The 24,518-nt window shown below is 49.1% G+C and carries 19 protein-coding genes and 2 pseudogenes; 10 read left to right on the forward strand and 11 right to left on the reverse strand.

Features of this window, described 5'->3' with window-relative positions; genetic code table 11:
- Nucleotides 1–11: 11 nt before the first annotated feature.
- A complete protein-coding gene (locus JYB87_RS06050) occupies nt 12–455 on the reverse strand; it encodes an OsmC family protein (protein WP_207355985.1) in 444 nt (147 codons plus the stop codon).
- 238 nt (nt 456–693) lie between these two features.
- On the opposite strand from JYB87_RS06050, the gene JYB87_RS06055 reads away from it, so the two are divergent.
- The 4 genes from JYB87_RS06055 to JYB87_RS06070 all read left to right on the forward strand — a co-directional run bounded on the left by JYB87_RS06055 (nt 694) and on the right by JYB87_RS06070 (nt 6,292).
- Nucleotides 694–2,247 carry a S8 family serine peptidase gene (locus tag JYB87_RS06055; RefSeq protein ID WP_207355986.1) on the forward strand — a complete coding sequence of 518 codons (1,554 nt, stop codon included), beginning with the start codon at nt 694–696 and terminating at the stop codon, nt 2,245–2,247.
- 264 nt (nt 2,248–2,511) lie between these two features.
- The gene (locus tag JYB87_RS06060; protein WP_207355987.1) at nt 2,512–4,083 is read left to right on the forward strand and encodes a methyl-accepting chemotaxis protein; all 1,572 of its coding nucleotides are present in this window, start codon (nt 2,512–2,514) and stop codon (nt 4,081–4,083) included.
- A 127-nt stretch (nt 4,084–4,210) separates the two neighbouring features.
- On the forward strand, nt 4,211–4,570 hold the full coding sequence (gene hpf / locus JYB87_RS06065; protein WP_207355988.1) for a ribosome hibernation-promoting factor, HPF/YfiA family: 360 nt from the start codon (nt 4,211–4,213) through the stop codon (nt 4,568–4,570).
- Between the two features lie 141 nt (nt 4,571–4,711).
- Entirely contained in the window at nt 4,712–6,292 is a 1,581-nt protein-coding gene (locus JYB87_RS06070; RefSeq protein WP_228729957.1) for a methyl-accepting chemotaxis protein, read from the forward strand.
- A gap of 19 nt (nt 6,293–6,311) precedes the next feature.
- On the opposite strand, the gene JYB87_RS06075 is transcribed toward JYB87_RS06070, so the two are convergent.
- From JYB87_RS06075 to JYB87_RS06085, 3 genes are all read right to left on the reverse strand, one after another.
- The gene (locus JYB87_RS06075) at nt 6,312–7,175 is read right to left on the reverse strand and encodes a substrate-binding periplasmic protein (protein WP_207355989.1); all 864 of its coding nucleotides are present in this window, start codon (nt 7,173–7,175) and stop codon (nt 6,312–6,314) included.
- 40 nt (nt 7,176–7,215) lie between these two features.
- Nucleotides 7,216–9,600, reverse strand: a complete 2,385-nt coding sequence (locus JYB87_RS06080) for a Lon protease family protein (RefSeq protein ID WP_207355990.1) — start codon at nt 9,598–9,600, stop codon at nt 7,216–7,218.
- Between the two features lie 117 nt (nt 9,601–9,717).
- Nucleotides 9,718–10,146, reverse strand: coding sequence for a winged helix-turn-helix transcriptional regulator (locus JYB87_RS06085; protein ID WP_207355991.1), 429 nt, complete (start codon nt 10,144–10,146; stop codon nt 9,718–9,720).
- Between the two features lie 116 nt (nt 10,147–10,262).
- Between JYB87_RS06085 and JYB87_RS06090 the strand changes: the two genes are divergently transcribed.
- Both JYB87_RS06090 and JYB87_RS06095 read left to right on the forward strand, forming a co-directional pair.
- Nucleotides 10,263–11,111: an SDR family oxidoreductase gene (locus JYB87_RS06090; protein WP_207355992.1), complete on the forward strand. Its 849-nt coding sequence runs from the start codon at nt 10,263–10,265 to the stop codon at nt 11,109–11,111.
- A 289-nt stretch (nt 11,112–11,400) separates the two neighbouring features.
- The gene (locus tag JYB87_RS06095; RefSeq protein WP_207355993.1) at nt 11,401–11,913 is read left to right on the forward strand and encodes a TIGR00645 family protein; all 513 of its coding nucleotides are present in this window, start codon (nt 11,401–11,403) and stop codon (nt 11,911–11,913) included.
- 152 nt (nt 11,914–12,065) lie between these two features.
- On the opposite strand, the gene gss is transcribed toward JYB87_RS06095, so the two are convergent.
- The 3 genes from gss to JYB87_RS06110 all read right to left on the reverse strand — a co-directional run bounded on the left by gss (nt 12,066) and on the right by JYB87_RS06110 (nt 16,503).
- On the reverse strand, nt 12,066–13,943 hold the full coding sequence (gene gss / locus JYB87_RS06100; protein WP_207355994.1) for a bifunctional glutathionylspermidine amidase/synthase: 1,878 nt from the start codon (nt 13,941–13,943) through the stop codon (nt 12,066–12,068).
- A gap of 140 nt (nt 13,944–14,083) precedes the next feature.
- On the reverse strand, nt 14,084–14,662 hold the full coding sequence (locus JYB87_RS06105) for a YceI family protein (protein ID WP_228729958.1): 579 nt from the start codon (nt 14,660–14,662) through the stop codon (nt 14,084–14,086).
- Between the two features lie 239 nt (nt 14,663–14,901).
- Nucleotides 14,902–16,503 carry a sensor domain-containing diguanylate cyclase gene (locus JYB87_RS06110; protein WP_207355995.1) on the reverse strand — a complete coding sequence of 534 codons (1,602 nt, stop codon included), beginning with the start codon at nt 16,501–16,503 and terminating at the stop codon, nt 14,902–14,904.
- Nucleotides 16,504–16,992: 489 nt separating this feature from the next.
- Between JYB87_RS06110 and JYB87_RS06115 the strand changes: the two genes are divergently transcribed.
- The 4 genes and pseudogenes from JYB87_RS06115 to JYB87_RS18895 all read left to right on the forward strand — a co-directional run.
- Entirely contained in the window at nt 16,993–19,965 is a 2,973-nt protein-coding gene (locus tag JYB87_RS06115) for a ligand-binding sensor domain-containing diguanylate cyclase (protein ID WP_207355996.1), read from the forward strand.
- A 175-nt stretch (nt 19,966–20,140) separates the two neighbouring features.
- Nucleotides 20,141–20,494, forward strand: coding sequence for a cyclophilin-like fold protein (locus tag JYB87_RS06120; protein WP_207355997.1), 354 nt, complete (start codon nt 20,141–20,143; stop codon nt 20,492–20,494).
- A gap of 231 nt (nt 20,495–20,725) precedes the next feature.
- Nucleotides 20,726–20,854: pseudogene (locus JYB87_RS18890) on the forward strand (sugar O-acetyltransferase); the annotation flags it as partial.
- A gap of 75 nt (nt 20,855–20,929) precedes the next feature.
- A pseudogene (locus JYB87_RS18895) lies at nt 20,930–21,079 on the forward strand (DapH/DapD/GlmU-related protein); the annotation flags it as partial.
- A gap of 108 nt (nt 21,080–21,187) precedes the next feature.
- Here the strand turns inward: JYB87_RS18895 and JYB87_RS06130 are convergent.
- From JYB87_RS06130 to JYB87_RS06145, 4 genes are read right to left on the reverse strand one after another with little or no spacing between them, the layout of a single operon-like run.
- Complete coding sequence (locus tag JYB87_RS06130) at nt 21,188–22,075, reverse strand: efflux RND transporter periplasmic adaptor subunit (protein ID WP_207355998.1); 888 nt, start codon at nt 22,073–22,075, stop codon at nt 21,188–21,190.
- Between the two features lie 8 nt (nt 22,076–22,083).
- Nucleotides 22,084–22,284, reverse strand: a complete 201-nt coding sequence (locus tag JYB87_RS06135; RefSeq protein ID WP_207355999.1) for a DUF1656 domain-containing protein — start codon at nt 22,282–22,284, stop codon at nt 22,084–22,086.
- The gene (locus tag JYB87_RS06140) at nt 22,281–23,828 is read right to left on the reverse strand and encodes an efflux transporter outer membrane subunit (RefSeq protein WP_207356000.1); all 1,548 of its coding nucleotides are present in this window, start codon (nt 23,826–23,828) and stop codon (nt 22,281–22,283) included. The genes JYB87_RS06135 and JYB87_RS06140 overlap by 4 nt, the downstream gene beginning before the upstream one ends.
- A gap of 30 nt (nt 23,829–23,858) precedes the next feature.
- A complete protein-coding gene (locus tag JYB87_RS06145; RefSeq protein ID WP_207356001.1) occupies nt 23,859–24,509 on the reverse strand; it encodes a TetR/AcrR family transcriptional regulator in 651 nt (216 codons plus the stop codon).
- Nucleotides 24,510–24,518: the final 9 nt, after the last annotated feature.

The raw sequence follows: 24,518 nt of genomic DNA on the forward strand, positions 1-24,518 counted from the left end.
ACTGGTGTAAATTAACTCTCGATGATGACTTCAGTATCAGCCGCCAACGAGTTGGCGATGAAGCAGTTGGCGTGAGCTTTCTCGTGAATTTTCTCAATCAGTTCAGCATCCACCTCGGCGCCTTCTTCAAACACCACTTTAGGTCTGAGCTTAATATGAGTAATCGCAATCTTGCCTGATTCTTTCTTGCCGATCTCCGCTATCGGGTTATCTTGATAGCTGGCAACTGGCAATCGCTTCAAATGGGCGATGGTTAAAAAAGTCAACATATGGCAAGAGGAGATGGCGGCCAAGAGGCTCTCTTCTGGATTAACTAACGTCGAGTTTCCTTTGTACTCCGGTGCTGCTGACGCACCGACTTGCTGTCCGCTGCCAAATTGGATCTGATGGTCGCGGTTAAATTCCCCTTCTGGGGCGGGGGAAGTTTGCCACGATACGGTGACATGAAAACTCATAGTATTGCTCCGATTTTAGGACATGCTACTAGGGGGACTATAGATCAATTCCTGCCGAATGAGTGCATTGTTTTAACTTACTTTTTTAAAGCAAATGTTTTGGCGCCTCAAATCGCAATGAAATTTTGCCTCGTCAACACGCCATTTCGAGTTTGCTTTTACATTAGTTGCTGCTTAACTTTTAAGTGTAAATATGCTGTAAAAAGGTCACTCGGTGAACCTTTAAGGAGTATTGGCGATGAGACATGCTCTACTGCCTGTTGCGGCGATAACACTGTTGTTTAGCGGTGCGTTAGTCGCAGCTGAAGGTGAACGTTACATAGTAAAATTCAAACAAGGTAAAGGGCCGGCGGTTAAGGCTATGTTAGCTGCCAATGGCGCTAAACTCGAGCTTGATCTGGCGCTGCATGATGCCGCAGCCTTTACCCTTCCTGCACAAGCCCTTCACGGTTTGCAGCACAACCCCAATATCGATTATGTCGAACCCGACGTAAAACGTTATCCGTTAATGCAAACTACGCCTTATGGCATTGCGATGGTACAGGCTGATCAAGTGAGTGATGCAAACACCGGCAATATGACGGTATGCATTATCGATTCAGGCTATCAAATTTCCCATGATGATCTTGTTGGCAACAGCGTCTCAGGGGTTAATGATCCCGGCACCGGAAATTGGTATGACGACCAAAACCACCATGGTACTCATGTGGCGGGTACCATTGCGGCGTACAACAACAATGTTGGTGTGGTTGGCGTAAACCCCAATGGCAATCTCAATTTGTTCATTGTGAAGGTGTTCAATGCTGACGGCTGGGGCTATTCCTCGAGTCTGATTTCAGCCTTGGATAACTGCCGAAACGCAGGGGCAAATGTGGTCAATATGAGTTTGGGCGGCAGTTTTAAAAGTCGCACCGAAGAACGCGCTTTTGCCAATGCAGATAGCGCTGGCGTGCTAAGTATTGCGGCGGCGGGTAATGACGGTAATAGCCGCAGCTCTTATCCTGCATCATACGCGGCGGTGGTGTCGGTCGCTGCCGTGGACAGTAACAAGCAGCGCGCCAGTTTTTCGCAATACAACAGTCAAGTCGAGTTAGCCGCTCCTGGCGTGTTGGTGCAATCTTCTGTGCCGATGGGTACGGGGGACGTCGCCAATTTTGTCGTGAACAATCAATCTTTTGAAGCTATTCCGCTCGCTGGCGCACCGGCGTTGACCGCCGCGGGTGATTTGGTCAATTGTGGCACTGGTGAAAGCCTGTGTAATGCGGCTGGCAAGTTGTGTTTGATTGCCCGCGGCAATATTGCGTTCTCTGACAAGGTGCTTGCATGCCAAGACAGCGGTGGGGTTGGCGCCATTATCTATAACAATGTGGCGGGTAACTTTGCCGGCACCTTGGGAGGCGTGGCAACGGTAATCCCATCGGTGAGTGTTTCTGACACTGACGGCGCCACATTGCTGGCATCGCTGCCCACTGCGGCAACATTGGCAGTGAGCTTGGGTAACTATGCGTTCTTTGATGGTACTTCGATGGCGACGCCACATGTAGCGGGGGTCGCGGCACTAGTGTGGAGTCATTTTCCGCAATGCAGTAATAGTCAAATCCGCTCAGCCTTACAGGCAACGGCTGAGGATCTTGGCAGTGCGGGGCGAGATGTGGAAACCGGTTATGGTTTGGTTCAAGCGAAAGTGGCTTTCGACTATCTCACCCGTCATGGTTGTGATGGTGTAACTAACGGCGGCGGTGGCGGAAATACCGGTGGCGATACGAGCTGCCGAGGTAAAAAGTGTCAGTAGCAACTGGTGGTATCACTCACAAACAACAAGCCACACTTTTAAGGGAGTGTGGCTTGTTCTACAAGACGCCTTTTCTGGCTTAAATTTAAGCGCCTTGCATCATTAATCGGCAAAATCTGATCAAGCTTGCAGAGTGGCAATCTGTTGCTTGCTGTGACAGGCGCATCGTCGTAGCGTGAAAATATGCGGTAATTCATCAACAGCTAACATTACTGCCTTATGCTGTACTTGAAATGTTACCAAGCAATAGGAGATTCACCGTCGATGCGCAACAACCAGCCCGTAACTCAGCGAGAGCACCAACTTTCAAATAGCGATATTCTTCTTTCGACCACTGACCTCAAAGGTAATATTAAGTACGTTAATAAAGCATTTATTGATGTAAGTGGTTTTTCCAAAGCTGAGCTCAGCCAACAGCCGCATAATGTGGTGCGCCATCCCGACATGCCCTCGGCCGCATTTAACACTCTATGGAGTAATCTCACCAAAGGTAAACCTTGGATGGGGATTGTGAAAAACCGCTGCAAAAACGGCGACCATTACTGGGTTAACGCTTATGCCGCGCCAGTGATGGAAAACGGTAAATTACATGAATTTCAGTCGGTACGGCATGCTGCGACTCGTGAACAAGTCGCAGCGGCCACCCGTATTTATCAGCAGATTAACGACGGTAAAACGCCGAAAGAACTACGTAAGCCCTTGTTCGGCTTTGGCCGTGGTTTGCAGTTGTTCGGCGCGCTGATGTTGCTGGTGGCATTTGGTGTGTCATTTATCTCACCGTGGTGGGCATTATTACCGCTGATCAGTTGGTTGCTGGTGAGTCAACGCTGGTTGGCACCATTGTGGAACTTAGCCGCCAGCGCCAAAGCGATTGTCGATGACCCGTTGGCACGTGCTGTTTATAGTGGCCGTCAAGACGAAGTTGGACAGGTCAGTTTGGCGTTAAGCTATTTGTCGGCTGAAACCGGTGGGGTGATTGGCCGCATGGCCGACTCGGCCACTGCGATCAGTGATGAAAGTGCTAATCTCCTTGATACGTTAAAAGCCAATGCGGCGCGTGCTGATAATCAAAGCCAGCAAACCACGCAGGCCGGTGCGGCCATGTCAGAAATGACGGCGAGCTTTAACGAAGTCAGCCATAACCTCAAGTTGTCAGCCGAGGAGATGAAATCCAGCATTGCCGCTACGGCGATGGGCGATGAAAGCCTCAATAAAGTCGTTGATGCCATTGGTGCATTAAATAGTCGTATTGGTGAGTTCGCTACAGTGGTTGATGCAATTCAATATGACAGTAAAGCGATTACCGAAGTGTTGGGCGTGATCCAAGCTATTGCCGACCAAACTAACCTGTTGGCGCTCAACGCCGCAATTGAAGCTGCGCGCGCGGGTGAGGCAGGTCGCGGTTTTGCCGTGGTTGCCGATGAAGTACGTCATCTGTCGAGTCGTACCAGTGAGTCAACAACGCGTATCGAGCAGATTATTCGTAAATTCCAGCAAACCACACAACATGCCAGCGAAAAAATGCAAGCTGGTGAGTCTGATGCAAAACGTTCGATGGCGCTTGCCGATGAAGCGAGCCAAGCCTTCGAGGCGCTGCGTCACTCCATTCAACGACTGGATGAGATGACTGTGGCCAATGCAACAGCCGTACATCAACAAGCCTTGGTGGCGGAAGAGATCAATCGTGCCATTGTCACCATCAGTGATTTAGCGACAGACAGTGCAACACATACTCACGCAGCGGAACAACGCAGCGATAAAGTCAGTCGTTTGTCGGTTAAAAGTCAGCGATTATCAGAGCAATTTTGGTTACAAAGCGTCTGCCGTGAGCAGTAATTTGCTGAATTTTTCTCCATTCATCACACAAAATGAGTCCGTATTGCATTTAATCCGCTACGGGCTCTTGTGTTTTGCTTAAAAAGTCCCAAGCTCTATACATGAGACAACAAAAAAGGGAAAGCCTATGAAAATTCAGATTTCAGGTCATCACGTTGAAGTTACCGATTCAGTCCGCACTCACGTAGAAGAAAAGCTTGCCAAGATCGTTAAACATTTTCCCGGACTCATTGGATTTGATGTAATCATCGCTAAAGAACATGGAGAGTATCAAGCTGACTTGCGCACCAATTATGAAGGTGTTGCGGTTGCCGCTTCAGGCAATGACCCTGTCATGTATCCCGCTATCGCCAATGCTGTGAAGAAACTCGACGCAGCGCTTAAACATCGTAAAGGCCAACTCAAAGCGGATCTACACGAAAAGCCTGTTTGCACCACACCGCCGATTGCTCATGAAATCATTCAGGAAATGGATTTATCTAAATAATTTCCAGTAAGTAAGCATCACAAAGGAACCTAACGGTTCCTTTGTTGTTTTATAAACGTATTTTTCTCCTTACACGGCAAAGTAGCTATTCATGACTTATTCTTTAGCTCTATATGAAATATTTTGCTGTTGGGAGCACACATGGGTGGAAAGGAACGTAAGTGGCAGTGGAGCTTCGCGAGTTTACTTTGTGGCAGCGCCCTAATGCAGGGCATAACGTTTCTCTTTGCCGCACAACAGTTGTCGGATTACCTGTGGGGCGGCTTATTATTTTTGCCCTCGCTCATCTTGGTTTGGCGCTTGATGGCACAACCCGCAGGCTATATTGACGACAACACAACCCCCGCATTGGACAACTATGCCCAGCTTAATTCAGCGCGTAAAATCGCCAAAGATGCCAGCGGAATCGCGATTGGTGGCGCAGAAGTCTCGCATTTCGTTGACGAATTAAAAAAGACCATCAAATTTAGCGGCGATACTGCACAAAGTATTAACCGATCCGCCTCTGCATTATCAGATTCAACCATTGCTCTGAGTGAACACGCGCAAGCAGTGGTTGAACAAGCCCAGCAATCTAAACAGTTGTCGATAGAAGGACGGGAATTCGCCGTCAGTGGTTTTAACGCCATTCATACACTGAGCGCCGATGTCACAAGTGCGGCCGGGCATGTCACCGAACTGAAATCCAAAGCGGATGCGATCGAAAAAATCACCGATGTGATCGACAATCTGGCCGCGCAAACTAATCTGTTGGCGTTGAACGCCGCAATTGAGGCAGCACGCGCAGGCGATGCCGGTCGTGGCTTTGCGGTGGTGGCTGATGAGGTGCGATCTTTAGCCGCCAAGACTGCTGAATCGACCCAGCATATCGCCAGTATGTTGGCTGATATTCGGCAACAAACCGACAGTACCTCTACATTGATGAATCGGGTGGTATCACGTACCGCCGAAACGGTTGATGCAATGTCTGCGCTGGAACAACGCTTTGATACCATTGCCGTAGGCGTTGAAAGCTCGGCGGATGCCTTGGGGCAAATTGACGCGTCGTTACGCGATTATCGCGATACCACGGCGCATATCTCGGATGCCATAGGGCAAATCAGCGACCTATTACAAGATACCGAACGCCGTTCAGACGTTATTTCCAAGCAAGCGTTTGAGTTTTCGCAAAAAACAGAAGGGATTTTTACCGCGCTCTCGGTATGGAAAACCGATACCTTTGATCAGCAAGTGTTCCATGAAGCCGCAGCTGCTGCTGATGCATGTGGCAAGCTCTTGGCCCAAGGATTGGCCTCGGGCGAGTTTAGTGAACAGCAACTGTTTAACCCCAACTATCAACGGATTGGCACTACGGAGCCCGCGAAATACTCGACCGGATTCGACCGCTTTACCGATCAGCAATTTCCCGCAATTCAAGAACCGATTCTGAGCCGTTTGCCTGCGGTGATTTATGCCGGTGCTGTCGATCGTAAGGGCTATTTCCCCACCCACAACAAGCGTTTTAGTCAGCCGTTGAGCGGCAATCAGCAGCAAGACATTGTTAACAATCGCACCAAGCGTCTGTTTAATGACCCGACGGGCATTCGTTGCGGACAACACACGGAAGCCATGCTACTGCAAACCTATAAGCGTGATACTGGTGAGGTGATGCATGATCTGTCGGTGCCTATCTACGTCAACGGCAAACATTGGGGCGGCTTTAGAATCGGCTTTAAAGCCTGAGGGATAGCTGAACGCAGACTTAGCGATTGAGGCTGGCAACCAGCATTGACCAAGTCGGTGGCACAGATGGCGCATAACGTTGCTGGGTTAAATGCAAGGTTGAGCGCAGCACTGCTGAAGCGTTACGGCTTTGCAACTTAGCGCCGTGTTTCGCAAAAATTTGTGCATATTCGCCGTTAACTTTGATCTGCTCTAGACCATCGTTAAAAGCATCAAGCAGTTCAGCAGCTGCAGGATTACAGCGGCCTGTCACCACAAACAACTCACGTTCATTGAGTGGCTCACCGGTGAAATTAAAACTACGTCCCATATTCAGCTCAAAAATCGTTGAAGATGCCACAATTTCATCTTCAACGATCAAGTCTAATCTGCCTGCCTGCAGCATTTTGAGGTTCGATTCTAAATTGGAGTTGGGGTGAAGGCTGTAACCATGGTCGGCGTGAAACACATCCTGATAGTCATAGCCCCGAATGGTACCGATCCGCTTTCCTTTTAGACTGGCTTCATCAGTGTATTCAAAGCTATCACCGTTACGTTTAATCAGTCTCAGGCGGTTTTTTAAAAAAGGATGAGAGTAGTACACGTGCTGTTCGCGGGCGCTGACATACCAAGCCAGTACCAAGTCGTTTTGGCATTGAGTGACATCGTGAAATGCGCGCGACCAAGGTTTGATTTGCAGTGTGACTTGTTTTTGATGATGCCCCAATGCTGCGCGGATAATTTCTAACGCCATACCACCGCTAGGGCTGTCATCAACATAGGGAAACCAGATGTCGTTATTAAATGTCACCGTCTCAGATGGAGCATCGCTCGCCTGAACAGAACCGGATAATACTAGCGTTATCGTCAGTATTAAGGTGATGATATGGCGACGATTGTTCATACTCCTCCGAGACAGCACTCAACAGACGGGGATACTTTATTTATAACTTAGCTTTGGCTTTTTCGCGCAATTTTTCGATATTTTGTTGCGCAATCCCAATCAGTGAATCGGTCTGGAAACGACCATAACGATTGGCTTTTGATACTTCAGTATCGGTTAAAATAGCCATAGCTTCTGTTACATGCTCCACAGTCCAGATATGAAAACGTCCTTTGTTGACCGCTTCAACAATTTCTTTTTTTAGCATCAGGTTATGTGCGTTACGTTTCGGAATAATCACCCCTTGCGAATTCTTACGGCCTTTAATCACACACACATCGAAGAAACCTTCGATTTTTTCATTCACGCCACCAATGGGTTGCGCCTCACCGAATTGGTTCATAGAGCCAGTAATCGCAATATCTTGCCGCAATGGCACATTACTTATGGCTGACAATATCGCGCAGCATTCCGCCATTGAGGCGCTATCGCCGTCTACGCCAGAATAGGATTGCTCGAAGGTAAGCGAGGTCGTGAGTGGCACCGCCGCATCTTTGCCAAGTAAGCCATTGATGTAAGCGCTTAAAATCCACACCCCTTTGCTATGAATGCGACCGCCTAAGCGTACTTTGTGTTCGATGTCGAGCACTTCGCCGCGACCAAACGCTGTGGTGGCGGTGATGCGGTTTGGCATGCCAAATTGATGATCAGTCGTTGCTAACACCGACAAGGCGTTGATTTGCCCCACCGCTTTACCTTGTACCTCAATCAGATTGGTGCCTTGTACAAAACCCAACATCATTTGATCGCGTAAGCGGCTAACCCGTTGCTCCTGCTGTTGCAGCGCTTGCTCTACATGGGTCGCACGAATGCGACGGGCATTGGCCGATTTAGCGCAAAAATGGGTTTCACGTAGCAGATTGGCAATGTCAGCAGAGTGTAGTGATAACATGGTTTGGTCATCGGCTTGGCGACTGCTGTACTCAATAATCCGTGCCAGCGCAGAACGGTCGCACTGCAGCAGTTGGTTATCGTGCACAATTGAGGTAATAAAACGCACATAAAAGGCTTCGGCGTTTTCATCACGTGGCATCACATCTTCAAAATCAGCAGTGACGCGGAATAGTTCACTAAAATCTGGGTCGTACTGTTGCAGTAATTGATAGGTTTCATAATCGCCGAACAGCACAATTTTGACATCTAACGAGACGGGTTCAGGTGCCAATGACACAGTGCCAGACAGGGTCACTTCCCGCTCGAGCGAGTTAAGATCTAAGCTGCGGGAACGTAATGCCCGTTTCAGCCCATCCCACACATAGGGGCGCTCTAACACTTTGATGGCGTCCATCAACAGCACACCGCCGTTGGCGCGGTGTAAACTGCCTGGGCGGATCAAGGAAAAATCGGTAAACACCGTACCGCGATAAGTGGCGCTTTCAACATAGCCGAATAAGCCGTGATAGGTTGGGTTTTCCTCAACCACCACCGGAAAGCGTTCTGACTCTTGATTGACCAGCAGGTTAATCTGGTAACGCCGTGGCATTTTTTTCTCTAGCGACGCGTAGGCCAGCCCCAGTTGATCCTCACTTTGCTCCAAGAAGATATCGAGGTTATTGAGCATATCTTTCTGCATCGCTGACAGAAAATTGCGCACATCGCTGATTTGGCGATAGTCATCTTTCAAAGGCTTGAAAAAATGGGTCAGTACTTCACGGGCAACTTGCTCATCGTGATGTTGCTGCTTGTTGCTGAATTCTTCTTCCCATTCAGTGAGTTGACGCACAATGCCACGTAAACGGATTTCAAGATGACGAATATTGTCGTCAAACCGTTCCCGCTCAGCCTCTGAGAGCGCGTCATAACTTTCGTCGCTATGGGGTTCATCCCCATTCAGGGCGATGAGTTGATAGTCACCATCAGGGCTGACCACCAAACGGATATGCATCTCGCGTGCTTCTTCAGCAAGCTCGGAAAGGGTGGCTTCTTGACGTTGCGATAGTTGTGCTTTCAGCTTATCGGCGCGGCGGTAATAGACTTCATTGTCAAACGCCAGCGGTAGCGCTTTGACCAAGCGCAGCACCATTTTTTCGACTTCTTTTTTAAATTGGGCACCGCTGCCCGCTGGCAGTTTGAGCACTTGTGGGGTGCGCGGCTCATCAAAATTAGCCACATAGCACCAGTCAAATAACGGCTGATCTTTGAATTCATGACGCTTGAGATAGCGCAGCATCATGGTGCGCTTACCTAAGCCGTTTTTGCCTACAGCGTAGATGTTATAGCCCTTGTCGCGGATCGACATGGCAAACTCTACTGCCTTTTGCGCCCGCTCTTGGCCAATAATTTCATCCAGTGGTTCTAGTTCTTTGGTGGATTCTACCGTGGTGGGCAGTTGTTGCAGCTCGGCCTTGCGATAGAGTTGGCTGGCATCAAGCTCAGTGATGGCCATGTAAGCGTCCTTGTACGAATACGGTGAAGTTCAAAGACAATAAATGGCCACGCGCAGCAAATCAAACCCTGTTTTCATGGCAAACAAAGATTTGTGCGATACCTCAGCTGAAATCGGTTATGACTGCCAGTGCTGCAAATTAGAGGTTTGCTGGGCTTGATACTGCTCTTGTGCTTGCATAATTTGCAGGAAGTTTTCTTCAATCCAATCGGCAAGCCCAACCACTTGAGCGGCAATCTTGTGGCCTAAGTCGGTCAACGAGTATTCCACATGCGGCGGCACCACCGGATATACAGTGCGTTTAACAAAGCCATCGCTTTCCAACAGCTGTAGGGTTTGCGCCAGCATCTTTTCGCTCACGCCGAGAATTTTACGCTTGAGGGCGCTAAAACGGTGCTGCTCGCCGTCCATTAACGCGAGTAACACTAACACGCCCCAACGGCTAGTAACGTGCTTTAACACGTCACGCGATGGGCACTTATCTGAGAACAGGTTGCCTCGCTGCATCAATGCAGCCAGCCCTTCTGAAGTTAAGGAATTACTCATTTTATACTTACCTTTTCGTATGTACTTACTAAAAGTTTGTTATGGGCATAGTATATATCTCAACGGCGTTTTACCACTAAAACGCACAATCAAATATGTAAATTTAGGAGAAGATTATGATTGCTGTAGCTGGTGCATCAGGCCAATTAGGCCACTTGGTTGTTGACGCGTTGTTGAACCTTGTTCCTGCTAATCAAATTGTGGCCGCAGTCCGTACCGTGGCTAAAGCTGATGATTTAAAAGCAAAAGGTGTTGAAGTGCGTCATGCGGATTACACTCAACCAGACACCTTGAAAGCAGCCTTTGCGGGTGTTGATAAACTGCTGTTGATTTCATCTGACCAAGTTGGTCAACGATTTCCACAACATAAAGCGGTGATTGATGCGGCTAAAGCAGCTGGCGTACAACTGCTGGCTTACACCAGTATTTTGCGTGCCGATAGCTCACCATTGGTATTGGCCGAAGAACACATCGCCACTGAAAACTATATTGCCGAAAGTGGCATTCCTGCGGTGTTGCTGCGTAATGGTTGGTACAGTGAAAACTACACCATGGGCGTTGCCAGTGCGGTAGAACACGGCGCAGTATTTGGTTGTGCAGGGGATGCGCGTTTAGCCACTGCTACTCGTCAAGATTATGCTGAAGCGGCTGCCAAAGTGCTGACTCTCGACAATCAAGCTGGCAAAGTTTACGAATTAGCAGGTGATGAAGCCTTTACTCTGACACAATTTGCCCAAGCCATTGCAGATGCCAGTGGTAAAGCGGTCGAATACCGTAATTTGAGCGAAGCTGACTATGTCGGCTTACTGGAACAAGTTGGTGTGCCTGGCCCATTTGCAGCGGTACTCGGTAACTCTGAAACTGGTGCGGCGAAAGGTGGCTTGTTCGATGATGGTCATCAACTATCAGCCCTGATTGGCCGTACAACAACCCCAATCGCTGACAGTATTAAAGCTGTGCTGTAATGAGTACCGAAACCACATGATGAACTGGCTGAGTCACGACATCGCTAGACTAAGTTAACAGTGGGTTTATTGCGTGGAACATCAAGGCGAGCATCAAAGCTCGCCTTTTTGCTTTGTGGGGCGGTTGATTGCAACTTAACATCATAAAAATGCCAAGTTTCAAGCGTAAAATCATAGAGATTGGCGCAGTTATCAACCACAATTTTAGTGGGATGACTTGCTGATAACAGTATGATCAGAGATGATGCTTCACTGTTAACTCAAACTTGTGATTGAAGGTGTTGTGAATATGTCGAAACTGGAAACCGCACTCGAACAACTGCTATTTCGCGCCCGTTGGTTGTTGGCGCCATTTTTCGTTGGCTTGATGATTGCGGTAATCGCGCTACTGATTAAGTTTTGTAAAGAGCTGTATTTCCTCATGTCAGGGGTGATTACCGGCTCATTAGCAAACCCCATCATCAGTATTCTAACGCTGGTGGATAGCGCGTTATTGGCCAGTCTGTTGCTGATTATTGCCTTCAGTGGTTATGAAAACTTTGTCTCAAAAATGGCGATTGGCGATCATGAAGACCGCCCCGGCTGGATGGGCAAGGTCAGTTTTTCCGATCTTAAACTGAAATTGATTGGTGCAATTGTGGCGATTTCCGCGGTTGAGTTGCTCAAATCCTTTGTGGAGTCTGACACCATGACCAACGCCGAACTCGGTTGGAAAGTGGGTATTCACTTAACCTTTGTGGTGTCAGGCGTGTTGTTTGCACTGACCGATGCCATTGCCGATCGTGGTGGCAAGCATCATTAGCATTTGCGTTGACCGCTAAAAGACAAAAGTCCTGCAAATTGCAGGACTTTTTCGTATGAATTGATGCGGAACTTGCCTTAGATAACCCATATCAGCTAACTCACATCAGCGATGACAGTGTTGAGCGTTATCGAATGTTTTAGCGGCCAATATTACAAGGCGTCATCGGTCACAATCCGCAGCGGTAACAGGTCGCTATCGGTGGTAATAATCAGCGACTCATCAACCCGCACACAACTGCCGCCGTAACTGCCGCCAAGGGCAAAGGTACACACCTGCACACGATATTTGTCGATTTCAGGCAAGCGCCAAAGCTCCTGATAGATACAATCTTGTTCACCAAATCGACCATCAGTTTCACCCAGCACACTGTCGTGCTTGTCCACCAGACTGACGTTGTCACCGCAGCGTCCGGCAATTGGTTTGCGCACATAGCCGTGGGCGATGAGCTCATCGGTCAGTTCAAAACTGGCATTTAGCAGGTAACGATGGTTCGGGAACAATTGCCACAACACAGGGGTAATGGCTTTGTTGCTGGGGATCAGTGTCCACAGCGGCTCATACACTTGCACCTCTGGGCGCAACAATACGTCAATCAGTCGTACCGCTTGCTCAGGATGACCAGTGCGGATCGGCGGCGCATTGAGGTCATCTTCACACTCATGGCGAATTTGATCTAACGCGGTTTCCCATGCCCAGGTCTTCCAAACGCAGCTGATCACATCTCCCTGTGCATCCACGATTTCGCCACTGTCGTTCCACGCCAAAGAATCAAAGCCGCGAATAATCCGGCTGTCGATGCCGGCCTTGGTCATCGCTTTTTGCATAAACTGGGCGTGGTAATCTTCCTCTTTGTCTTTATCTTGCAGAATGTGGACTAAGCCAGTTACGCCGCTGTGACGCCACGCTTCGGTCATTGATGCCAATAAGTCTGCGCCAGCATCTTCGCCATCTTCACAGCCGATAGCTCGCCCCCACAGCCCTTGAATTAACCCCGCTTCGGTATGGCACGAGGCGGAATCCGCGTTGTACTCATACACTTTGAGGCCTTTGGCGGTCATGCAGAAATCAAAGCGGCCACTGATCATCTGATGGCGACGGCTTTGCCAAGAGCGTTTTAACCGGGGCCACAACACTTTAGGGATATTAAAATGTTCCAGCAGCGAATCATCGCGCAGCACTTGCTCTGTGGCGTGCAAGTACATCAGGTGCAGCTCGTTGGTGGCGCGGATTAACTCCCGCTCAGCGGTGGCAGACATTCTGAAATAGCGGCATTGTTCGGCTGGATTGCTGGTAAGAAAATGGCCATTCATGGCGCGCACAAACGCCGCTTGCAACGGATCTTGTTCATTCAACCAGCTTGTTTGGCTGATAGGGTGGGGCATCAGCCGCGAATTGATATCAAACAGCGCTGGATTAACCCAATGTGCGGGTTCTGCATTGGTGGCATCGTCGGTTTGGATCATCCAGCCCAAAATACGGGTATCGGGATACCCTTCAATAATGCGATACCCTTGTTCGGCGGTACGTTCCAATTGCAGCTCGCGGCACCATTGCTGGCCAAGCGGCAGTTTGCAATGTTCCACATTTTGTTCTGCAATGCGCACTTTATCGCTCAGCACTTCGGTAATCACCGCCACATGGCCAGTGACTTCAAATTCGCCGCCTTCCGCCCAAATCAATAACGCGCCTGCTTCAGGTGCGCGTTTGCCGCCGTTGGCGAAAGCATTCAATGGTAACAGGGCATCATCTTCCACATGGCGCAGATGACGAATGGCAAAAATGTCATAAGCCATTGGCACATCGGTGAACACTAAGCCGCGATTGAGATACAGCCAGCGACGAGCAAATTCGACACATTGCCATTTGTAGCCCATGTATTCATTGCCGATGTAACTGCGGTAATCACTAGGCTTGTCGACTTGGTGCTGCTTAATGGAATCGTAATCACTTGAATAGATAGCGACACCGCCAGGGGCGTAACCGAGAAGAGTGCCAAAAGGCTCAGGTGGAAACTGTAATTTATGCAAAGCCACGCTCCATGTTTGTTGGCTTAGGTTGGCGGCAGCATAACGCTGTCTGAGGTGTAACTGAAGTAGCTGTGGCAACAATTTCTGCAAAAGAAAACGCCCGCATGGGGCGGGCGTTTTTGGCTGGGGGAACTCAGCGCTTATTCAGTTGCTTCAGTAGTGATGCGGATAGTCACTTCATCGCTAACGTATGGTACGTATTTAGCCATGTCGAACTCAGAACGTTTGATAGTAGTCACTGCATCGAAGCCGATTGCAGGTACTTTTTTCATTGGGTGTTCACCTTGACCGTTCAGGGTCACTTTCAATGTGGCTTCTTTAGTGATGCCTTTGATGGTCATTTTGCCGACGACGTCGTAAGTTTTTTCACCAGTTTTAGTCACTTTTTCGCTCACGAAAGTGGCTTCTGGATGCGCTTTCACATCGAAGAAATCTTTTTCCATGAATTCGTCAGTCAGTGCTTGTACGTGAGTGTTCACAGTTTTGGTTGGAATAGTCACAGTCACTGATGATTTTTCTGGTGCTTTTTCGTCAAATACCAGTTTGCCGGTCACGTCGCTGAAATCAGCAGTAGGGTTTGAGAAACCGAAGTGGTTCCATGATGCTACGACGCTAGTGTGAGTTGGGTCGATGTTGTAAGTCGCTGCCATCGCAACAGTGCTGATGCTAGACACGCCAACCAGAGCCAAACTCAATGCCATATTTTTCCAAGATTTCATAGTAAAGCCTCGCTTATCCTTGTGGCCTTGTGTGCGTTGACGGGCCAATAAAAGTGATTTGGGTGACGACGGTGCCCGAGAGTAGGCGCAATGAACACCGCCGTCGTTTCATGCACTATATTAATTTCGATTATGTTTTACACAAACGCTAAATATCGGAGATTTCTTTCTAATTTGTAGAACTAAAAGGCAGGGTTGCACATTAAATGCGCGAAAAACAAAGGGCGGATCACTGGCGATTAGGCATTATCAGCACAGACATAGCGGTTTCTACCTAAAGATTTGGCTCGATAGAGCGCGGCATCCGCTCGTTCAAATAGCTGCTGGGAGTCAATAGCATGATCTGCTGGCTTAGTCGCAACCCCAATTGAGATGGTAATAAATTCACTGGCATTCTTGCCGCCGTGGGCAATTTTTAACTGTTCTATGCCGCGACAAAGGTTATCGGCTACATGCGCGGCATTGGCTTTGTCGGTATTTTCTAGCACCACCACAAACTCTTCACCACCAAAGCGGCACACAAGGTCGGTCGCGCCGTGCGTCAATTGCTTCAATGCATGGGCGACCTGCCGCAGAATCCGATCGCCCTCGGCATGACCAAAGGTATCGTTAAACGATTTGAAGAAGTCGATATCGATCACTAGCAGCGATAATGGCAATTGGCGATTTGCCTCATGGGAGGACAACACCGCCAAATGCTGATCAAGGTAACGGCGATTGGCCAGGCTGGTGAGCTGATCGGTATTACTTAATGCGGCCAGCTGTTCATTTTGTTGTTGTAATATCTGCTTGTTGCTTTCCACCACACACAGCAGTTGATCGATAAGTTCGCCTAAGCGGTGCAACTCACTACTGCCACTGAGTCCAGTGCGTTGTGAATAGTCACTACTGAGTGACACATAGCTCACCGTTTTCAGCATTTTAAGTACTGGTTGAATCATGCTTTTGTGAATGAAGAAATAAAATAGGCCGAGGACAATGATGGCCATCACCAAGCCAGCCAGTATGGATGAATCAAAAATTGCGCGGTCATACAGGCGTGGACTTTGCGGAATAGAGAAGGCGATGAGAGGCTTATGTTGCAAGTCTTTTACGCCGATAAATAAACGCCCTTGATAAACTTGCGCATCAACGTCATTGCTGCCCCACTCACTGGAAAGATGAGGGAAAATAGCATCCAAGTCAGCGCCTTGATGTTGTTGCACCAGTTGTTGGCCATTGGGTGACAGCAACTCAACAAATTTATCATCAATAAATTGCCAAACCAGCATAGTGCCCGCGCTGGGGCCATGTTCATTTGATGGCGCGATGCTCTGGCTGGTAACGACAGCTGCTTTCCCATGAACTTCTATAAATTGCACCTTGCTGATCGGCAACTGTTGGTTATCTTGCACTTCCTTTGTTGTAATTAATAATGGCGAATAGATGGCCGGATCAGTGAACTCAGGAGTGACAATAAATTCAAATTCGCGGTTGGCGCTCATGCCAACAATGAGTTGGCCCTGCGCATCGTAGAAATAGATACCGTTAAGATTTTGATGGGCGAAAGTTTGCTTAATAAAGTAGTTTTGTTGAAACCAGTCGATATTTTTCTCGCGAGCGTTACTGTAATTTTCGTCCCACACACCGTTGTCATAAGTGAAATTTTTATTGAGATTCAGCTGCTGCGATATTTGGTTCTTCACCCGTTTGACGTCGAGTTGATCATTGTAGTGGGCTAAATGATCAAGCTGTGGCAGTGTCCAGTTAAATCGAATAATGGTTTGTGCAGCCAAAATACTCACAAAAGCTGCAGCAACTGCGAGTAATAACCGAGAGCGTAATTTAGATTTAACTGACATCCGTACTCCCTTGTAATAGTGGCTATCTTCTCAAGCTCATAGAGTTAGCAGTAAGTATAGAAGCTGATTATTTATCTGAGGCTTAATCAGTGCGGCGAATCTGCCACTTATCGCGCGAGTCGATGGAAGTCGACAAAAATAATTAAGGATGTGACCTTGTTCTTATTTTGATGCTAATTGCCATGACTGATTTTTCAGCATAAATTTTACTCAAAACCATAGACTAAGGTCATGCGCATTGTTGATGTTTACGACTTTGAGTTAATTAGATTTTTGTGTAATGTTGCACTATAAGATACAGCATTGGACGTCGGCATTTATTGAGTAAAAAATAATGAATCCCCGCTCAATTATGTTCGACAAATGATAACGATTAAGAACAATGCTAAGCCTGAGTTGGATGCATTTGTTGCCGCGTAACGCTAGTCAATAAGTTGAGTGCGCGGCGTTGTGGATCATGATTTTGACAGCACAAAGGACGCAAACGGATTGAACCTTCATAGACTTGTTACCTTGCTATTCGCCGTTACGGCGCTAAGTTACAGTCTTGCTGCCAGCGCTGATGCGGGTGCTAGGATTTATGCTATTCAGCCAATTAATCGTTATTTCCAAGAAAGTTGGACCACCCGCGATGGTTTGCCACACAACACGGTAAATAGCCTTGCACAAACACCCGAAGGTTATATCTGGCTAACGACTTGGGAAGGCGTTGCTCGCTTTAATGGCAGTGAATTTAAAGTCTTTGGTCGAGATCGCACTACTGGGTTGCCCGATGCGGGTATGCGCAGTACCCATGTGGATAAAACTGGCCGTTTGATTCTAGGGGGATCACGCGGTGGGTTAACCTCAGTAACTCATCATGTTTGGCAGCCGTTGCAGGCCGTGGGCGGTCTGGTAAACGATATTGTTGCCGAAGATGATGGCAGTTTTTGGGTAGCAACCGAGGGCGATGGTCTTTATCGCGAGTATAGCGATGGCCGTCGTGAGCAATGGACGGTCGATAACGGTATGCCCAGTAATTCGGTCTACACCTTAGCAAAAGACGCCAAAGGTGAACTGTGGATTGGTACTTCTAAGGGCGCGGTGGTTTTCGATAAACAGCAATTTCACCTCAATAAGGCTATTCCCGCCGTGCCGGTATTTGATGTGTTGCCCATTGCCAATGGCTACTTGGTGGCAACGGAATTTGGCTTGCTACAGTGCGATACTGCGTTATGTCAGCAATATGTGCCCAAACTTGCTAACATTGCGGTGTCGGAACTGATGTTCGATCACCAAGGCAGTTTGTGGATTGGCACTATTGAACGTGGCGTTTATCGCTTTAGTGAGCCATTTGGCTTAGAACATCTCGAAACCGACCGCGAAATGCCGCGCAATCGGGTGCTTAGTCTGCTACAAGATAAAGAGAAAAGCATTTGGATTGGTACTAATGGCGGCTTGTTGCGGCTGCGTGACGTGCCATTTTCGACGGTGACAGAATCCCAAGGGCTGGCGGGCAACTATGTCCGTTCGGTGTTAGCCGATCAAGACGATCACAGCATGTGGATTGGCAGCTCCAATGGCCTGAGCCGTTATGACATCACCACTGATAAAGTGGTGGAGTCGCTCATTCCTAAACAATCGGTATTAAGCCTAGCGCAGCAGACCGATGGCACTCTCTACATCGGCACCTATACCTCCGGCGTGTTTGTCTACAAAAATGGCAAAGTAACGTTATTGCTTGACCGCCAACATGGGCTGATCTCCAACGAAGTACGGGCAATATCGCTGAGTAAAGATGGCAGTTTATGGGTGGGAACCTCGCAAGGCTTGAGCATTCTTAAAGACGGAAAATTGCAAAATATCACCACCGCGGACGGACTGCCAGGTAACTTTATTGTGGCGATGGCGCAAGTCGATGACCAAGTGTGGATTGGCACCGGCACCGGCATCACCAAGTGGGCGCACGGTAAGTTCAACGATATTGCCATTAATCACTTTGATAACGCTGAATATGCCTTTGGCTTTTATCATCAATCAGAAAAGCAGCTGCTGTGGGGCGCTACTGACCGCGGCCTGATGCGGCATAATTTGGCGACCGGTGAAACGCAGGTCATTGGCCGAAAAGATGGATTGCCATTTGATAAGTACTTTCAAGTATATATCGATGACAAACACGATATGTGGATGAGCAGTAACCGCGGCATTTTGCGCTTTAGCGAGGCTGATGCTAACGCGGTATTTGATGGCAAATTAAAGCGCTTGCCGATAGTGCTTTACGGCGAAAGCGATGGTTTGATCAGTGCCCAAGCCAACGGCGGTTCATCGCCGACCATTGCTAAATCAACCGATGGCAGTTTGTGGATGTCTACTGCCCGTGGTGTCGCCCGAGTCGACCCTAATCGCTTGTATCTCTTTAGCCAATACACGCCGAACGTTGAGATTGAAAACGTTGCCCTTGACGGTGAGGCGCAACTCTTGAGCCACGCCATTACCATTGCTCCCGAAGTACAACGCATCGAGGTGCGCTACGCTGGGTTAAGTTACATCATGCCGTCACGTATTTTGTACCGCACGCGCTTGCAGGGATTTGATCAAGTCTGGCGTGAGAACGGTAATCAGCACCAAATCGAATTTACCAACTTGGCACCGGGCAAATATCAGCTCGAAATTCAAGCGCAAAATCCGGGGGGCGAGTGGAGTACCCCCGCCACATTGCAAATCATCAAACAGCCATTTTGGTGGCAAACTACTTGGGTAAGTTATCTGGCCTTGCTGGGGTTGTTGCTGTTAATCGGTGCTATCGTGCTGTGGCGTACTCATAGCTTAAGACGTAGCCGCGCCAAACTGCTGCATTTGGTGGAATTAAAAACCGAAGAGTTGCGCAGACATACGACACACCTTGCTGAACTTAACAATGAAAAATCAGAATTGTTAGAAATGCTGCGTCATCAAGCGCTCGCCCTTGAGAAGCAAGCGATGCAAGATGAGCTCACTGGGCTGCCTAATCGGCGCTCATTTGATGAAACTTTCGCGCGGGAGTTTAGCCGTGCCAAACGTAGTGGTCAGCCACTGGCGTTGGCTTTTTTGGATATCGACCACTTTAAGCGCATCAACGATACCCTTAGCCACGAGGCGGGCGACACGGCGTTAGAGTTGTTAGCGGAGCAGTTAAAAGCGCACTGCCGCGAATTTGATGTCTGTGCGCGTTGGGGCGGGGAAGAGTTTGTGATGTTACTGCCCGCAACCACCTTAGAGCAGGCGCGCCGAGTAAGTGAACGCTTACGTTATGGCGTGGCCGCCATGGATTGCAACGATATTGCGCCGCAACTGTCGATTACCGTGAGTATTGGGGTGGCTTGTTCCGATGCGGCCGAAACCAGCGCTGAGCTGCTTAACCAAGCAGATAAAGCCTTGTATCGCGCCAAACAATCGGGCCGTAACCGCGTGGAACTCGCTGATCCTCATGCCGATCTCGGATAAACTTTTTGCGCTCATCTTGTTCGCTGCGTTACACTCGCTGACTCATCTTTAAACCATGGAGTGGTGACGCATGCTAAGCATTGAAGGGCGGTACCGCCGCTATCTAGCTGCCGCCTTTATCTGTTATTTACTGCCGTTTGTTACCGCTGCCGCGACTCCCGCAAGGACAATTCCCATGTTAGTTATTCAAGTGGGTGAGCATACACTTACCGCTACATTCGCCGACAACTCATCGGCCACCGCCCTAAAACAACGTTTGGCTCAAGGCCCCGTCAGCATCGATATGCGTGATTATGGCGCTATGGAAAAGGTCGGTGATTTAGGTTTTAGCCTGCCGCGTAATGATGAGCAGATCGATACCGAAGCAGGTGACGTGATTCTGTATCTTGGCAAAGCCTTCGTGATTTATTACGACCACAACAGCTGGAGTTTGACCCGCTTGGCGCGGGTGAATAATGTCTCAGCCAAAGAGTTGAAGCAGATCTTGTCAGGCGCAAAGGTGTCGGTGACCTTGTCATTAGCGGAATAATCTTCGACTAGTCAGGAAAGTAAAACCTATATGGATACAGCAACATATTTAGCTTACATGCGTAGTGGTGGTCGCGTTGAAGGCGGCTCTGAGCTGCACCAAAAAATGTATGAGTTGTCGCAACGGGCGTTAAAAATTACTGCTGAATTGAACAATCGTTATCACACTGCCGAAGAGGTAAGGGCGCTATTTGCCCAACTTATTAATCAGCCAGTTGATGAGTCGTTTGCTATGTTCCCGCCGTTTTATTCCGATTGCGGCCAAAACATCACCGTCGGCAAAGGCGTATTTATTAACAGTGGTTGCAGCTTTCAAGACCAAGGCGGCATTGATATTGGCGATGGTGCGCTGATTGGCCATAACGTGGTGTTGGCCACGCTGAACCATGATCTTGACCCACGTAAACGCGGCTCGACCATTCCTGCGACCATCACCATTGGCAACAATGTCTGGATTGGCTCTAATGCGACAGTGCTTGCCGGTGTGACCATTGGTGATGGTGCTGTAGTGGCTGCGGGCGCAGTGGTGACCAAAGATGTTGCGCCTAATACCATCGTCGGCGGTGTACCCGCCAAGTATATTAAAACCATTGAGCTGGAAGACTAGCGCGCTGTTTACTGAAAATCACCATTAAAAAAGGCCAGTAGCACTTATGCTCACTGGCCTTTTTCATATTTCATCCGTAAATAGTGGCTAGAAAATATCCCACCACTCGCGTTGATGTTCGGTATTCAACACCACAGTGCAGGTTGTGCCCATCGCTAAAATTTGGTTTTGTGGCAGTTCATCTAGGCTGATGTGTACCGGAATGCGGCGCGCCAAGCGTACCCAGTCGAAAGTGGGGCGCACATTGGCAATTAGCTCTTGCGAGTCTGGGTTATCGCTGTCGTAAATGCCGCGGGCAATACTGCTCACATGGCCATGCATCTTCTCGCCGCTCATCAGTGTGATTTCGGCGCTTTCTCCCTCTTTCACCAACGGCAGTTTGGTTTCTTCAAAGTAGCCATACACCCAGAACGAGTCCTTATCGATCAGCGCCATCGCTGCTTGGCCGACCTGAATATAATCGCCTTTATGTAGATTAAGGTTGGTAATGTAACCATCGGCGGTGGCGCGAATCTTGGTGCGTTGCAGGTCAAGTTTAGCTGCTTCTAACTCGTTTAAAGCGCGTTGATATTCCGCTTCGGCAACCTTGGCAGCGCTGTCTGCTTGACTGCGGTTTTCACGCGAGACCACCAAATCATTGGCGCCACGACGCCGTGCGGCTTCCTCTTTACGCAGATCCACATCGGTTTTACGCGCTATCACATTGTTCACCGCCCGTTGCATCGCCAGTTGGTAGCGCGCAGGGTCAACCTCAAACAACACTTCGCCTTTTTTCACTAGCTGGTTGTCGTGCACCAGTACCTTTTCGACTAATCCCGCCACATCGGGGGCGATATTAATCACGTTGGCACGCACGCGCGCATCGCGAGTCCAAGGGTCATTCATATAGTGCAGCCAAAGTGCGCGAACAAAGGCCAACGCTACAACAACAATCAGCATGGTAAATAAGATGCTGTACAACTTCTTCAATGTCATTTTTAGCCTCAAAGATAAACGGTTAGCGACAGAGCGCTGCTAATCGCGATATAGATTGCAATGCGAAATAGGGTAGGGTGCCAGATGTGGCGATAGGCTCCGGTCACCATCAAAATATGGTTCAGCGCTAATGTGAGGAAATAACCCAGCGCGAACATGGCAGTAACGGTGGGGAAGTAAAAACTATGAAAGGCGAGTTCGCGCATCATTTTAGCTCCTCCGTGATTTGTGCGGCAGCAACGCCGTTGCTTGCGGACGCAAGGTGTACGCGTGTCGGCAGCAGTTGCAGCTCCGTGGGTGCGCTAAATTTAATGCCGCCACCAAGCGCGATAGCCAAATCCGCTTCAACTGTCAGCAAGCGAGCATGCACATTGGCTCTTACCAGCTCTTGCTCTAATAAGCGTGTTTGCGCATCTAACACATGCAAATAGTCGCGAAATCCTTGTTTAAAGGCGGTTTCAGCAGTTTTAAATACTTGATTGGCGCGCGCTACTGCTTCGTCGGCTAATAGCGCCTGATCTTGGGCGGAACGTTGCTGGATCAGTACATCGGACACTTCGCGCAGGGCTTGTTGCAGGGTGGCGTTGTAGTTGTGCACCACCTCGTCGTAACTGGCGCTGGCGATTCCGAGTTGTGCTCGGCGGGCACCGCCATCGAAAATCGGCAATGAAATCGCCGGACCAACAGAATAGCTGCGGTTCTGGGCACTGAAAATTTGGCTCAGGCTACCGACCGTCATCACTTGGCTAAAACCAGCCATCAGGTTGATGTCGGGGTAGAAGTCTGCTTTTGCCAGATCAATGCTGCGCGCCTGCGCCACAATGCGCCAGCGGCTGGCGTTAATGTCAGGGCGGTTGCCAATCAGCGACAGCGGCAAGTTGGTAGGTAAATCGAGGTTGCTTGCTAAGGTCAGCGTTGGACGCTGAATATTGGTGCTTTGCTGCAACGGCAAGCCAACCAAGGTCACCAACTGGTTTTTGTTTAATGCGATGCGCTCATCAATCCCACGGATCACGCTTTTTATCACCGGCAGCTGGGCTTCTGCTTGTTGCAGGTCGTAGCGTGAACCTAAACCATAATCGAACTGGGCTTGGGTGAGGTTGATAATCTCTTGCTGCTGCTTGAGGCGTTTACGTTGCACATCGAGTTGGTCATAGGCCAAGGCCAGCTGAATATAACTGCGGACGATATTGGCGGTAAGCTGTAACTGCGCGGCTTGGGCGCTGATATCGCTCATCGCCAGTTGTGCGAGCGCGCGTTGGTCGCGGTCATCTTGGCGCTGAAACAGATCGATATCGTAGTCAAAGGCTAAGCCCGCAGTGTTATTCCAGGTGGTATCGCCATTAAGCCCAGCGCCATAGTGGGTATCTTGCGGCCAATGTTCCACGCCTAGACTGCCGCGTGCATTCAGCTTGGGTTGGTCAATCGCGCTGACCGCGCCAAGTTGCGCTTGGGCAATGTGAATACGATCTACCGCTTGTTGCAGTGTGGGACTGAGCTGAGTCATTTGGGCAATAAGCGAATCGAGCTGCGGATCAGTAAACGCGCGCCACCATTGTTCGCTGACCGGTGGGGTTGGCGCTGATGCAGTTTTATCCGCAACGTTGCTCATTGCAGGAATGCTGGCCATTTGCGCGTGTGGCGCAATGCCATCGGAAGACGCGCAACTGCACAACAGTGGCAGCACTAGGCCGGCAAGATAACCGCCGTAGCGCTTACGCGGTTGCTGGGCGCCTAAAAGATAACGACTCATATGCTCCTCTAAGCAATTAAAAATACTAAATTATTGGGTAATGGGTTGGCGTAAATATATGTTGCTAACCTCGGCAACAATCCGTTGCTGCAGCGGTTGGCTGTGCGCACTTGGGCTGACTTCTGGCACCGTGAGTGGAAACACGATAGCGGCCACTAACATGCGCAAAAACAGCGATGGATCGTGATAATCAATTACTCCGGCTGCTTTGGCTTTGGCTACTACGGCCAGCATCGGCTGCTGCATCGGCTTAATCACTTGCTGCTGAATCACTTTGGTACGTTCAGCATTCATGGTGGCTTCTTGCAACATAAAGGCTGATAAATCAGGATGTTCAATGGTAAATCGAGTATGAAACTCAATAAATTGATACATCGCTTGGTAGGGCTGGCTATCGGCCAACTGATTAATGGCTTCAAAGGTGGCGCGATGCTTTTGTTCAAACTCGTCAGCGACGGTGTCGAGCACCGCTTGCCACAACTTGGCTTTGTTGCCAAATAAACGGGCACAAAGTGCCACATCAACATCGGCACCACTGGCAATCGTACGCAAACTGGCTGCTTCGTATCCATGCTGGGCAAAGGCTTTAATTGCCGAGCTTAGCAGTGCCTCGCGGCCGGAAATTTCATTACTGTGGCGACGGCCACGACGACGCGGCGCAGTAGAAGGAGTGTCGGTCATAGTCTGCTC

The organism is Shewanella avicenniae (assembly GCF_017354945.1).
Lineage (GTDB): Bacteria > Pseudomonadota > Gammaproteobacteria > Enterobacterales > Shewanellaceae > Shewanella > Shewanella avicenniae.

Bases quoted from the DNA above. Each gene is read 5' to 3' on its own strand.
- JYB87_RS06050 (WP_207355985.1), bottom strand. From the start codon at position 455: ATGAGTTTTCATGTCACCGTATCGTGGCAAACTTCCCCCGCCCCAGAA.
- JYB87_RS06055 (WP_207355986.1), top strand. From the start codon at position 694: ATGAGACATGCTCTACTGCCTGTTGCGGCGATAACACTGTTGTTTAGC.
- JYB87_RS06060 (WP_207355987.1), top strand. From the start codon at position 2,512: ATGCGCAACAACCAGCCCGTAACTCAGCGAGAGCACCAACTTTCAAAT.
- hpf (WP_207355988.1), top strand. From the start codon at position 4,211: ATGAAAATTCAGATTTCAGGTCATCACGTTGAAGTTACCGATTCAGTC.
- JYB87_RS06070 (WP_228729957.1), top strand. From the start codon at position 4,712: ATGGGTGGAAAGGAACGTAAGTGGCAGTGGAGCTTCGCGAGTTTACTT.
- JYB87_RS06075 (WP_207355989.1), bottom strand. From the start codon at position 7,175: ATGAACAATCGTCGCCATATCATCACCTTAATACTGACGATAACGCTA.
- JYB87_RS06080 (WP_207355990.1), bottom strand. From the start codon at position 9,600: ATGGCCATCACTGAGCTTGATGCCAGCCAACTCTATCGCAAGGCCGAG.
- JYB87_RS06085 (WP_207355991.1), bottom strand. From the start codon at position 10,146: ATGAGTAATTCCTTAACTTCAGAAGGGCTGGCTGCATTGATGCAGCGA.
- JYB87_RS06090 (WP_207355992.1), top strand. From the start codon at position 10,263: ATGATTGCTGTAGCTGGTGCATCAGGCCAATTAGGCCACTTGGTTGTT.
- JYB87_RS06095 (WP_207355993.1), top strand. From the start codon at position 11,401: ATGTCGAAACTGGAAACCGCACTCGAACAACTGCTATTTCGCGCCCGT.
- JYB87_RS06105 (WP_228729958.1), bottom strand. From the start codon at position 14,662: ATGAAATCTTGGAAAAATATGGCATTGAGTTTGGCTCTGGTTGGCGTG.
- JYB87_RS06110 (WP_207355995.1), bottom strand. From the start codon at position 16,503: ATGTCAGTTAAATCTAAATTACGCTCTCGGTTATTACTCGCAGTTGCT.
- JYB87_RS06120 (WP_207355997.1), top strand. From the start codon at position 20,141: ATGTTAGTTATTCAAGTGGGTGAGCATACACTTACCGCTACATTCGCC.
- JYB87_RS06130 (WP_207355998.1), bottom strand. From the start codon at position 22,075: ATGACATTGAAGAAGTTGTACAGCATCTTATTTACCATGCTGATTGTT.
- JYB87_RS06135 (WP_207355999.1), bottom strand. From the start codon at position 22,284: ATGATGCGCGAACTCGCCTTTCATAGTTTTTACTTCCCCACCGTTACT.
- JYB87_RS06140 (WP_207356000.1), bottom strand. From the start codon at position 23,828: ATGAGTCGTTATCTTTTAGGCGCCCAGCAACCGCGTAAGCGCTACGGC.
- JYB87_RS06145 (WP_207356001.1), bottom strand. From the start codon at position 24,509: ATGACCGACACTCCTTCTACTGCGCCGCGTCGTCGTGGCCGTCGCCAC.